We start from the raw sequence: 12,701 nt of genomic DNA, 5'->3' as shown, positions 1-12,701 counted from the left end.
CCTTTCACTCCGTTCCTCCTCGCCCCCCCCCCCCTCCAGCCCTTCTGAGGTCATCCCTCCCTGCGCTTGACAATCTTCGGCCGACCTTTCTGCGCCTCGGCACCGCTCAACCCGGCACCTGCTCGGTCCTCCGCCCCTCCCTCCCCCGCATCTCACTCCGCTCCGCCTCGTCTTCCTCCTGCTCCTTCTGCGGTCAACTCCGCCAGTCCCCGGCCTGCGCAGGGTGCCACACCTGCCCGATCGCTTCGGGCGCTGTCCATACCGCCGGCTGGCGCATAGACGGAACGTGCAATCCGCGATCTTTCGGAACGCTTTGTGTGCTTCAGGCAGCAGTAGCTGTCGCCTTCAATAATTGCATAACTTTTGGAAAAATGCACGGATTACAACCTGAAATAGTATCTTTGTAGCCATGAAAAACACGATCAAACCATTTTCCGACCTGGGCGCGCGCCTGCGCGGTTTCGGCGATGACGATGCGACGCGTGCGGTTATCGACTCCGCCTGCTGCGCCAACGGCTGGTTTACCCCCGCCGATGTCCGTCGTGCGGTGCACGCGATCGCCTGCGACATGCTGCAACGCGAAAAACTCGAAGCGTGGTTGGCCAACTACCCCGCCCTTCCCGTCGCGGAGCCGCGGCGCGTGCTGGTCGTCATGGCCGGAAATATCCCGCTCGTCGGTTTTTTCGACCTGCTGTGCGTGCTTGTGAGCGGCCACTGCTGCCTTGTCAAGCCCTCCGCCAAGGATTCCGTGCTGATGGAATACGTCGTGGCCCTGCTGCACGAAATCGACCCTTCGCTGCCGGTCGGACTGTACGACGGCGTGTCGCCTGTCGATGCCGTGATCGCCACCGGCAGCGACAATGCCAACCGCTACTTTCGGGCTCATTACTCCGGTATTCCCTCCCTGCTGCGGGGCAGCCGCCAGTCGGTGGCCGTGCTTTCGGGGCGCGAAACACCCGAACAGCTTGCCGGACTGGCCGACGACATTTGGGCCTATTCCGGGTTGGGATGTCGCAACGTGTCGCTGATTTTCGCGCCGGAAGGTCGTGAACCCCGACTTGAAATGCCGCATGTAAACGGTAAATATACAAATAATTACACACAGCAGCGCGCTTTGATGGAGATGCAGGGACGGCCGTTTGTCGATCTGGGGGGTGCCGTGGCGGTCGAACAATGCGCCTTTCCGGCGGCGTTGAGCCAAATCGCCTACGTGCATTACACGACGTTGGACGAAGTGGCCGCATGGCTGGCCGAGCACGACGGCGAACTGCAATGCGTCGTCACCGAATGTCTCCCCCACAGCCGCCGCGCCGCTTTCGGCTGTGCGCAGTCCCCGGCACTCGATGATTATCCCGACGATTGGGATGTCCTTGCGTGGCTTGCGGCGCTGGTTTGAAAAAAGTGTTATCTTTGGTGTTGTAACAAAACAATATTCTAAAAAATACTACTGCAATGTCGATGGTTTTCCGATTCCGGATGTTGAGCGACGAAAACGATAATTTCGTACGCGATTACGAGGTGATGTACGACATGACGCTGCTCGATTTCCATGATTTTATCCTTCAGTCGCTCGAGTACGAGCCGTGTATGGCCTCGTTCTTCACGGCCGACGACCGCTGGGAGAAGCAGCGCGAATTTACGAGTGTGGAGATGGACGACGGTTCCGGGAATGCCCCCGAAGCGATGGATCGCGTCACACTCGGCCAGGTCATCCACAACCGCCGCGACCGGCTGATCTATCTCTTCGACATGTTCGGCGACCGGGCCTATTTTCTGGAGCTTACCGGAGCTTTCGAGGCCGACAAGGGGGCTTCCTACCCGCGCGAAATCTACGCGCAGGCCGCAGCTCCCGACCAGTACGACCCTTCGAAAACACATGCGGACGACGACGGGTCGATTTTCGGCGAAGTGATGAGCGAATTCGACGATTTCGAGGGCGACGAGAATTACGACGATGAGTACTAAACGGCTGCTGGTTGTCGTCGGGCCGACGGGTTCGGGCAAAACGGATTTGAGCATCCGTCTGGCCGTCCATTACGCCGCACCGATCCTTTCGACCGATTCCCGGCAGGTGTACCGCGGGATGCCGATCGGCACGGCACAGCCTGCTGTCGATCAACTCCAAGCCGTTGAGCATCATTTTATTGCATCGCATGATATAAAGGAGAGCTTGAACTGCGGCGAATACGAAGTGCAGGCCCTTGCACGGCTCAAAGAACTTTTTGCCGACCACAATTACGTCGTTGCCGTCGGTGGTTCGGGGCTCTATGTCCGGGCGCTGTGTGAAGGGATGGACGACCTGCCACAGGCCGACGAATCGCTGCGCCGGGAGATGGATCGCCGGCTGGCGGAGGAGGGACTCGGAGCGCTTGTCGAGAGGCTCCGGGAGTTGGACCCGGAGTATTACGCGGTTGTCGATCGCAACAATCCGGCGCGTGTCATGCGTGCGGTGGAGGTCTGCCTCCAAACCGGCATGCCCTATTCCCGACTGCGGTCCGGCATACGGCGTGCGCGTCCGTTCGAAATCGTGAAAATCGGGGTCGATCTGCCGCGCGAGGAACTTTACGAGCGTATCAACCGCCGGGTCGACCGGATGCTTGTCGAGGGTCTGGAAGCCGAGGCGCGGGCACTGTATCCTTATCGGGACCTGAATGCGTTGCAGACGGTCGGCTACCGTGAGTTTTTCGATTATTTTGACGGGCGCATCGGCTATGACGAGGCCGTGGAACTGATCAAACGCAATTCGCGTCGCTATGCCAAACGGCAGCTCACCTGGTTTCGCCGCGATCCGGAAATCCGCTGGTTTCGCCCCGATGACGATGCGGCGATGATAAATTACATAGATTTTGGCAAATCGTAAATATTTTCGTATTTTTGTCGGCGTCTTTCGGCGAAAGACTGCGCCCGGATGGTGGAATCGGTAGACACGCCGGACTTAAAATCCTGTGGCCAGTAATGGCCGTGCCGGTTCGATCCCGGCTCCGGGTACCAGTAAAATCGCTTAATCTGTTGATACATACGGATTAAGTGATTTTTTATTTCTGGGATTTTCCCCACATTTTCCCCACACGTGCAAAAAATGAAAGGCTTGAACCCATGAACCCCTTCCTAAGTTATCTTTTACAGAAACGAAACAGAGAGAGAACATGAATGTTTCAATTCAATATGATAGTCTTTTTTTAGCAATTCTTGCATGTCAACAATGGTATTTATTTGCACATCTATTGCTTGGGCCAATTTTTCAAACAAAGACAGAGCTTTCTTTTTCAATGCCATGATCTCTTGTGAATTATCATCATATCCTTTTTCTCTTAAGTCTGATACCTGCTGCTCTAACCTGCCAAGTTCAGTAAAGGCATAATTCATATTATAATTAGATTCTAAACAATTGTGTTTAATTTCTATTTCTGAAAAATCATAATATAAATAAATTGAATATAACCTACGACTTGTATCACGATATAATTGATTCGCTTGTAATAGAGACATCTGTAATTTATTCCATGTAACAGGATTATAAATTCCGTTAATTTCTTTGCAAGCCATTTGTAAAATTCGATAACAATCAATAGCTTCTTGCAACCAAGTCATAGCTTTTTCTGCGACATCTGTCTTTCGCTGAAAAAGCATTTTCTCTTTTTCTATTTTAGACTTAAAACGCTCCTTAATGTAATCAATTATTGCTGTTAAAAGTAAAGTAACAACAGAACCAATAAGGCCACTGATTATTAAACCATTTCCTTCCATAATTTTATTATTCAAATTATTATAAGACAATTAACTACAAAAAAGAACGAATAGGGTTTCCTGATTTCAACTCTACAATAGAGTTGAAAAAATCTGAATCTTTTATTTTATCGGAACGCATGTAATTATTGTCATAAAAACGTTTTAGAGTTGTATTGTCATGTTCAATCACACCTTCCGACCCATTCTCAAAAACTTTGAAATTAATCATTCCTTTTGAAATAACAGGATCCTTACCCGGTTGTCTTATAATTTTAAATTCATCACAGAGTGTGATTTCAAACCTATAGCTACAAATTTCCGGCAACGGAGTACTCAATTCAAAATACAACTGCGCACCTTTTTCTAGAAAAGGGCTCACATCTATGGATCTGAATAATCTTAAAGTATGTAAACATTCTTCAACTTCATATCTATATTTAATGACATCGTAGCTATCATGACTCGCCGGATTCAAGATAAATTTACGGAATCCGTCCAATTCTTCAAAAATATGGATATCTTCAACCCCACTCTCTCTAGCAAATTTTTTGCATTGAATGAGAAGACCATTTAAATCCAGATTGCTATAATCTTTTGAAATTTGCATTTTCTTTGGTAAAAAATTTTTACTTAACATTTCTGCTGCTTTTCGTAAAAGATTACCGGCTATTTCATATTTATGTTGCTTTATAAAATGGGCTGCCTCTTCAATATAATCCTCACTGACTCTCTGATATGGGACTTTATAATCGTCCATATACAATTCTTTATAGACCCAATTATCCTTCTTTGTTTTATGTTTGAAATATTCAAAGAACGCCCTATCGTGAGTAAACAGGTATATTTTATACTTATCGGATATTCCCAGCAAGAAATTCACAACTTTTGCCCGATTACTCATATCAAGGCTGATGAGCATATCGTCCAACGCCAAAAAACGGCCATCAGGCGGTTTATCTATATTTAGCAGCGAAAATCTAACAGACAAGGCAATGGCCGTCAATTTCGCTTCATTGAAAAATACATGGGGCTTGCCAATAGGTCTAACACTACCATCAGCCATCTCTTCAGATATTTCAAGACCAATAAAAGGTTTATTAAGCTTCTTATATGAAGAAATGTGTTCTTTTAAGATATTATTCTCTCTCGTATATTCAATGCCCCTGTCATACTTCAACCAATATTCGTTATGGTCTCCCACCGGTTTTTCACTATTAGAATCATACCTCAATCTTATTTGCAACTTCGGACTTTGAGCATCCTTAAAGTACTTATTGTATATGTCAGAAGCATATATATTTACCTCTTCCTCCACAACCTTCTTCACCGCCCTGTTAAAATTATCAATATCGGTAAGATATGCCGATGAGATACGTCTTCTATTTTTAACAATCGATGATGTTATTTTGTCATACATTTCGCCAATGTGAAACCCTGATGCCGCATCTTTACAAAATGGCAAGATGTCTTTTATAAATACAGGAAACAGATTGATCTTCTCCGAATTCCTAAAATTAAAGAAATGGAACAAGAATTGGTGATTGACAAAACACCCGTTTATATGGGCTGGCAACGGATGCCCTCCTCCTAACAATTCTGTATTATAGCCATTTTTATCCAGCTGATATACAAATGGGTAATCTTTGAAAATAATTCTCACCTTTGAATCAGCAACTAAGTTATCAATGTTTTTAAGATGTTGTTCATTGGTAACATCAAAATATTTTTTTCCTGCATCCGATTTCAGAGGCGCCTGAAATATACAATGCAGAGCATAATATATCGATGATTTTCCACTGCCATTTTCGCCATACATCAAAAGATTTTTCCCGTCTAATACCAACTCAAAATCATTCGGGAAGGCCTTAAATCCTGTTATCTGTATTTTTTCTATTGCCGGCATATCAGTCTTCAATTATAAGTTTAAGCAATTCAGGACTTCTGAGCGTAAACAGCTCTAATCTGTTTCTTATCGGATTGTCAGTCTTCTTTATCGTAAAAAATACATTTAAGATAGTTGCAATTTTCTCTTGGTCAGACAACAGGTTCGAAACAGGACGGACAAGTTCCGCAGCCGAACTAATTATGTCTATCTCCAACTTCTTCATATAATCATCAAAATATATTTCATACACACAACCATCAATGATTCTTTCGAAATAATCAGAAATCAATTTATTGGAAATCAAATCTGAAATATTGTTATTATATGATTTGATGGTAAGAACATAATCACATAGTGTAGAAACAACTTTTTCCGCCTCAGAAGATATTGTTTCCGGAACGGGAAACGGCTTAATGTAATCCGGTTTAAATCGGAAAAATCCATTTGCCAATACAGTTCCTGTATTCTTCAGGTACCACCAAAATAACCGAGAATTAAATAGAGCCATCCAAAATTTATAGTCTTCTCTTACGTCTTTTTTCTTGATATATCCATAGACGGTTGTTGTCTGATAAAAAAGTCCCTGGGGGTCATATGCGAAATTACCTCCCATTGAAATATCAGGTGCCACCAATTTCTCATTTTCAAATAAAACAAGATTCTTTGGATATATATACTTGTACCAATACTCATCATTTTGCAATCGACCTTTTTCCCGTTCTCGTAAAACCGCTTCGCATTCTTTCAGATACGCATAGCCTTGCGGGAACAAATCGGCCAATTCCAACTCAGTGTACAAAACAGCTTTGCCATTCTCGATTTTGTAGGGGAATATAACAAAACGATTGGTGACAATATGGTCATACCGATGTACGTCTTCACCCTTCAACAAAGGTTTTACCAATCCTCGTTCAATATTGACGGAGCCCCCGAGTTGTTTGGAATAACCCATTATATATTTGTCGTCTTCGATGCAATCATACAGGAAGTAAACATCATCCTTGCTTGTTTGTAAACCACAAAATATTCGGTCAAACAAATCCCCTATACGACGTGTATGAGTTTCCAATATTTCCAATATTTTGGTAGTGCCTCCTACGGTCAATACCCACGGGGCGGTACTCAGCTTATCCGACTTGATCTCTGCGGTTTGCTGATTACCCAAGGAATTCAAATAGATACCAAGTTCCTGATTGGTGGCAAGATCTTTCTCCAATTCGCTATACAACAATTCAGGACTATCGGGAACAAACCACTGGAGCGCAGTATAGGTTGATGCGTTAAAAACCTGATATGCAGCAAAGTTTATGATGCGATGCGCAGCATTTCTTTCGGAGATTATCGACCGCAAACCCTTACCAAAAGCCGCATTTGTCCATTTGACGGGCATAATATAATTGACCACACCCTGTGGTTTGATGATTTGCAGACCACGCTCCACAAATGTTACATATAAATCAAACGACCCTGTAGCAGAACGATACTTTTTGACAAGTTCGTCTGCATACATCGAGTTGTTTTTCCTGATACCTTGTATTCTCAAATAAGGAGGATTACCGATAATAATATCAAAACCTGTAAAATCACCATTCTCGTCGAGCAGGGACGGGAACTCGAAACGCCACTCCAAAGCATCGACATACATCTTGTTGGTCAAAATAACCTCTTGCTCCTTTTCGAGGACGGCCAGTTTCTCCTTCAATTCTTTCAACTCGACCATCTCCGCCTTTGTTCGTTCATTAAACAATGAAGGACTCTCATGCAGCACTATCCTGCTCTTCAGATTCACAAGTTTGTTTCGGAACTGCTTGTTCAGTTCCGTCTTGAATACCTGTTTTATTTCTTCAATCGTCTTACGGAAGCGTTCCTTGGTCTGGTGATTGGAGGTATTGGTATATTCTCTTACCAAGTCTTTGTATTTGGCAAGTGTCATTTTATCCTCTTGGCCCTTCCCTTTGTTATACTCGACAAATACATTCTCAATAGGAGAATCGATTGTATAACGACTCAACAGAGAATTTCCACAGGTAATCTTATAATCCAAATTAGGCAGCGGTTTCGGTTCTTCGGCATCTACCACCAAAGCCAGCCAAAAGCGCAAACGTGCTATATCAACCGCACCCTGTTCGATATCCACACCAAAAATATTGTTTTGGATAATATCAAGTTTGGTCTGAGTGGAATTGAAACTTTTGTTGGGTTCGGCATGGGATTGCAGATGGTGGATAGCGTGATACAACACATACAGTACACCCATGGGGAATGCACCCGAACCAATGGCCGGATCACACACCTTTACCTCTTTGAGCAACTGCATAAATCGAGTTGCCAGACTCTTGTTTTGGAGTATAGGGTCAATGATACCCTGATTGATCAACAACTCTATAGGACGTGCATATTGTTCGTCCGGCTCATGCGTCTTCAAATATTGAATGACGCTTTGCCGACACATATACTGCACGATTTCCTTGGGTGTATAGAATGCACCCTTATCCTTGTTGTCCTCCAAGAGATTCTCAAAGATATGTCCCAGCATTTCGGGGTCAATGCCAACCTCACTGTCGTCAGGATCATTCTCGTCAATCGTGAAATTGTACTTACCGAAAAATTCCATCAAATCCGTGAAATAGGAATACGGGAAATCTATTTCTAATGCATCTATCCTGTCTTTCTCGAACAGACCTCCGTTGAGATATGGAATTTTGATATTGTCCCCCAATCGCGCATCAGCGATGTCATCTTCACGTTTCTCATTCAAAGTATTGAAAAACAGAGGCTCCAACACATCACTCAACAAGCGGTCATTACCTGCATAACGACCTATCAAACGATTGAGATAATCCTTATCTCCATTCTCCCATTTTTTACTGGAAGCAGGAACTCCCATCCAGCCTTTTTTCTGAAGGAATTGCAGGAAAACCAATCGTCCCAGCAGTTTCTTGACATAATCTCGATTTTCCTTAATATCGGACAATGTGGCAAGGAACTTTGCATATTGCGCCTTATACCCGGCAAAGAACTCTTTATTCAGACGCTCGACTGAGAATGCTTCCGTGACATCGGCCAAATACACTGAACCGCTCTTCTTTTTGGACATCAATTCATTCAATCGTTCGGCAGCTGTCCGACACGATTCATTGGCTCCCAAAAGGAAAGTATATCTTTTGCTGGAGGTTTCGGATTTGACCAATACCCCATCTTCGTTGAAAGAAGTTTGCTTGGAGATATAAGTCAGACGATAGTCAGCCACATTCTCCGAATAATAAAAAGCAAGCACACCGTGAATAATGGATTGGTCGATAGCTGGAGCCGTAATTCCACGCAGTCTCTGTCGATTGCGGCCGATAAGCACATTATCTGCCACCTCGAATGTATAAAGTCCCAATGCACGACCATCGTCCAAACGAATCACACCCACTTGGCCTCCATTTTTTACCAAATCGTGAGAGATTTCGTTGATATGTGTAAAATATTCGATTTTTGGGAATATTTCCGCTAGGATACTCTTCCACTGTTCAAAATCAAATCGGGCTGATAATTTATTCTTTAAGTCGGCTATATTCATTTCTGCAAATATTAAAGGTTAAAACTTTCGGAAATAATGATTTCCGGCATATGCTCCTTGATATTTTTATCATGGAGAACCGTCTGAACATTCGAATCGCTCAATCCGATATGCTCAAGCGGATACGAACCTATGATTTTCATAAGTTTCTCTAATAAAACAACGGTCTTGACAGGTGTCTTCTTAGTCGAGGTCTGCAATTTATTGATATCCCTTTGCAGTTGCTGGAAACGCCCCGTTGTAATGGCTCGTTTGGCCTTCTCTATCATAGCCGACTCCTCATCGGTTATATTGGAAATATTGACAAATCCGTCAAGATAAGCCAAAGCCTTTTTTTCATTGGGACCTTGCGCAGGATTTGCTTTTTTAATCATAGCCTTGGCTTCTTCCTCTTTTTCAGAGAAAAGATCCAATGCTTTGGCAACCTGTTCATGATGCTTGTCATGCAAAGATATAGCTTGCTCATCAACCCTCGCTTCAAATTCCTTTACCGCTTCCATGAAGGTAAGTTCTTCAGTACTTCCATCTTTGCGAATAAATACAAAGGCATCTCGCCTCTTATTTCGTATGAATGTAATGGTACTCATAGGAATGAGTTTGCTTTTTCGTCCCACACGAGCTCGCAAAGGCATCTTGTTGATTCGCTTTATCAAGTCGGGATTTTCCTCTTTCAGTTGTCTCAACCACATCAAATAGCGCAACTTCTCATCTCTGTCTTCGTCCACATTCTTGTCAAACAAACCAAAGCTTTCCGGATTTTCATCCGTAGAGTAAATCTGACTGTCCTCACCTAAAGCTGCATGGAAGGCAAAAAGCTTCATCTTGGCTTTTTTCTCCAACTCTATGTCGTTGTTCACCTTGGCTGTAGGAAAGAAGTTGAATATATGCACTTCTTTCGCTGTACTTCCGATACGGTTTACACGCCCGATACGCTGCATCAGCCTTGTCGAGTTCCAAGGGGTGTCATAATTGACGATAACATTGGCACGATGCAGATTCACACCTTCAGCCAAAACCTCAGTAGAGATAACTATGTCATAATCATTCTTTTTAACCCCCTTATAGTTGGCATCGAAGTTGGCTTCAAGCTCCGGCATTTTATCATTACGGTTATCACTTTGTATTGTAAGAATACGACCAAAACCTCTTTTCTTCAATGCCTCCGACAGATAGTTGGTAGTTTCTTTGCTTTCCGAAAAAACAACAAGTTTACCTTCTTGATTGATTGACTGATCAAAAAGTTTATCCTTGAGATACTCATTGACAAATATATCCAATTTAGGATCATTGGTTATTTTATCCCACGACTCGACCAGCTCCTGCAATATCTGTCCGTCGGCCTCCAAACCTTCCTTAAAACCGTTCTCGAAATCTTCTGGTGCACAGATTTCAATAGTCGGATCTGTATATTGCGTTTCCTCTATCAACCGTATGAGTTCGTCCTCACGACCGTCGCTCAACAATTCATTGACTTTCAAATTAGGAGCTATATACACTACACCCTTTTCAAACATATCAAGCATCACTTTGTTTGCCTGATAGTATCTTTGCAATGATTGCTTAAAGGCATAAAAACTACTATCTATTCGCTTGACAAGTAATGTTTTCATGATTCCTGCCAACTGAATAGATATCATATCCGCTTTCTTATACTTAGTCTTCTTCGAGGGAATCAAATATTTAATGGCTTGATAACGGTAATATTTAAGTCCATCGCCATCTTCTCCTCCCAAATATTTTATTGTCTTGTCATAAAGTTTATCTAATTCGGCATCCAACTGATAATAAATCTTATGAGGAGATTTCACCTCCGGAAAGTGGACATTCTGCGCCTCCAAATCCTTCTTGTAAGCTTCGTTTTCCATCAAATCAGTACGAGTACGACGCACCGTCAAAGGTTCAACCACCTTTGTTCGAATTTTTTCATATATGGCTTTTATCTCCTTCGAAATAAGTTCTATGTCCTTTTGTTTTTTTACTTTCTTATACTGGTCAATCTGTTCTCGAAAAAAACGTTGTAAGTTTCCTTCCTCCAGTGTACTGTCTTTGGAGTCTTGAAACAAATAAACCAAATTGGCAATATCTTCAGGCCTGTTATTTAACGGAGTGGCCGACACAAGTATAACCTTCTTATCATGAAGACTCCCATCAGCATACAGTGTTTTTGTCTTGCATAATTTCTGCAATTCATTATACATTGATGCTGTGTCACTTCTAAATTTATGAGCCTCATCAACAATAACCAAATCATAAAGTGCAGGCGTTTTCAATTTATGCAGACTTCCGTTAGTGATAATCTTATAATTATCTAACTTAAACTCTGTCATTGTTCGTTCCCAACCTTCTTTTAATGCCGGAGGAACAATGATTAAAGTGTGAGAGCGATGCATGGGAAATCCATTACCAAAAAAGAATTTCTTGGCAATAAGAGCCGAAACAATGGTTTTTCCCAATCCGACAACATCGGAAAGAAAAAATCCATTATGCTTCATCATTTTTGAATAACCATCATTTACAGCATCAATTTGGTAGGATAATTTTTTATATCCTTTAGGCAAATCTGACACAGAATTCGGGTCAAAATCAATACTCTTTCCGAAATACTCCAAAAGAAATTTCAAATAGACTTCATATGGTGTAAATTCGGTATTCAGATAAGATTCCTTTTTTATCTTCTCTATATGACTAATATCAATAGCAACTGATTCAGCCCACAAATTTTCAAAAGTATCTGTTGCAAATTGAATGTCATCATCGTATCTAAGTTCTACATTAAATTCAAAGTTTTTCTCCAAACCTGCTTCTGTCAGATTACTGGAACCAGTGATGACAGAACCATAGCCATGAGGATGATATACTTCTTCACGAAAGATATAGATTTTGGCATGGATATTTTGTTTAGGATGAATACGCATCTCAATTCTACCAGAAACAATGTCTTCTATAAATTGATACATTCCGTCTTCAACCTCTTTATCATACTTGGCTTCTTGAATGTTTTTCTTTATATCATTAAAGAATTCTTCTTGAGACTGGTCGCCATTGGGATTAAATAGTAATCCTTGCTGATTGGCTTGATAAGTCAACCTATCAACATTGATTCCCACCAAAATCCTAATATGAGGTGTTTGCTGTATAAACTTTCTGATTCTAAAATATCCTGAAGCTCTAAAATACCCAACTAACGCATCAAAAAAATGCACTTTTTTATACTTGAAAACACCTTCTATTTTTTCAAGTAAAGTATTTTCTTTTTCGTTAGTAAAAAAATTTGTTCCCATATTACAACTTTGTGTTTACTATCAAATCTCGGACATCAACATCAAGTTTTTCTGCAATTTGCATTAACATTTCCAACGAAGGTTGCATCTTGTTTGAACACCATTTGGATATAGTGGAAGGATCTTTCCCTAACTCTTTAGCAAGCCATTTTCCTGTTTTTTTCTGTTCAACCAAAACAACTTTAATCCTATTTATATCTTTCATCTTTCTTCCTTTTATTGGCGTATAATACAAATATAC

The 12,701-nt window shown here is 42.4% G+C and carries 8 protein-coding genes and 1 tRNA gene; 4 read left to right on the top strand and 5 right to left on the bottom strand.

What is annotated here, in order from left to right; all coding sequences use genetic code 11:
- The first annotated feature begins 409 nt into the window (after positions 1-409).
- From QZ460_RS02215 to QZ460_RS02200, 4 genes are all read left to right on the top strand, one after another.
- The gene (locus tag QZ460_RS02215; RefSeq protein WP_290539951.1) at positions 410-1,396 is read left to right on the top strand and encodes an acyl-CoA reductase; all 987 of its coding nucleotides are present in this window, start codon (positions 410-412) and stop codon (positions 1,394-1,396) included.
- A gap of 56 nt (positions 1,397-1,452) precedes the next feature.
- Entirely contained in the window at positions 1,453-1,965 is a 513-nt protein-coding gene (locus QZ460_RS02210; RefSeq protein WP_290539950.1) for a hypothetical protein, read from the top strand.
- A complete protein-coding gene (gene miaA, locus QZ460_RS02205; RefSeq protein ID WP_290539949.1) occupies positions 1,955-2,860 on the top strand; it encodes a tRNA (adenosine(37)-N6)-dimethylallyltransferase MiaA in 906 nt (301 codons plus the stop codon). The genes QZ460_RS02210 and miaA overlap by 11 nt, the downstream gene beginning before the upstream one ends.
- A 42-nt stretch (positions 2,861-2,902) precedes the next feature.
- Positions 2,903-2,991, top strand: a tRNA-Leu gene (locus QZ460_RS02200).
- Between the two features lie 129 nt (positions 2,992-3,120).
- Here the strand turns inward: QZ460_RS02200 and QZ460_RS02195 are convergent.
- The 5 genes from QZ460_RS02195 to QZ460_RS02175 are packed head-to-tail and all read right to left on the bottom strand — an operon-like array spanning position 3,121 to position 12,665.
- Positions 3,121-3,747 (bottom strand): hypothetical protein, encoded by a 627-nt coding sequence (locus QZ460_RS02195; RefSeq protein WP_290539948.1) that lies wholly within the window; start codon positions 3,745-3,747, stop codon positions 3,121-3,123.
- Between the two features lie 34 nt (positions 3,748-3,781).
- Complete coding sequence (locus QZ460_RS02190) at positions 3,782-5,632, bottom strand: hypothetical protein (protein ID WP_290539947.1); 1,851 nt, start codon at positions 5,630-5,632, stop codon at positions 3,782-3,784.
- A gap of 1 nt (position 5,633) precedes the next feature.
- A complete protein-coding gene (locus QZ460_RS02185) occupies positions 5,634-9,179 on the bottom strand; it encodes a TaqI-like C-terminal specificity domain-containing protein (RefSeq protein ID WP_290539946.1) in 3,546 nt (1,181 codons plus the stop codon).
- An 11-nt stretch (positions 9,180-9,190) separates the two neighbouring features.
- Entirely contained in the window at positions 9,191-12,460 is a 3,270-nt protein-coding gene (locus QZ460_RS02180; RefSeq protein WP_290539945.1) for a helicase-related protein, read from the bottom strand.
- A gap of 1 nt (position 12,461) precedes the next feature.
- Positions 12,462-12,665, bottom strand: a complete 204-nt coding sequence (locus QZ460_RS02175) for a helix-turn-helix transcriptional regulator (protein ID WP_290539944.1) — start codon at positions 12,663-12,665, stop codon at positions 12,462-12,464.
- Between the last annotated feature and the right edge of the window lie 36 nt (positions 12,666-12,701).

The sequence above is a fragment of the Alistipes sp. genome (genome assembly GCF_020026455.1).
Classification (GTDB): Bacteria; Bacteroidota; Bacteroidia; order Bacteroidales; family Rikenellaceae; genus Alistipes.
This window is presented reverse-complemented; position numbering and strand designations above follow the sequence as displayed.

Bases quoted from the DNA above. Each gene is read 5' to 3' on its own strand.
- QZ460_RS02215 (WP_290539951.1), top strand. From the start codon at position 410: ATGAAAAACACGATCAAACCATTTTCCGACCTGGGCGCGCGCCTGCGC.
- QZ460_RS02210 (WP_290539950.1), top strand. From the start codon at position 1,453: ATGTCGATGGTTTTCCGATTCCGGATGTTGAGCGACGAAAACGATAAT.
- miaA (WP_290539949.1), top strand. From the start codon at position 1,955: ATGAGTACTAAACGGCTGCTGGTTGTCGTCGGGCCGACGGGTTCGGGC.
- QZ460_RS02195 (WP_290539948.1), bottom strand. From the start codon at position 3,747: ATGGAAGGAAATGGTTTAATAATCAGTGGCCTTATTGGTTCTGTTGTT.
- QZ460_RS02190 (WP_290539947.1), bottom strand. From the start codon at position 5,632: ATGCCGGCAATAGAAAAAATACAGATAACAGGATTTAAGGCCTTCCCG.
- QZ460_RS02185 (WP_290539946.1), bottom strand. From the start codon at position 9,179: ATGAATATAGCCGACTTAAAGAATAAATTATCAGCCCGATTTGATTTT.
- QZ460_RS02180 (WP_290539945.1), bottom strand. From the start codon at position 12,460: ATGGGAACAAATTTTTTTACTAACGAAAAAGAAAATACTTTACTTGAA.
- QZ460_RS02175 (WP_290539944.1), bottom strand. From the start codon at position 12,665: ATGAAAGATATAAATAGGATTAAAGTTGTTTTGGTTGAACAGAAAAAA.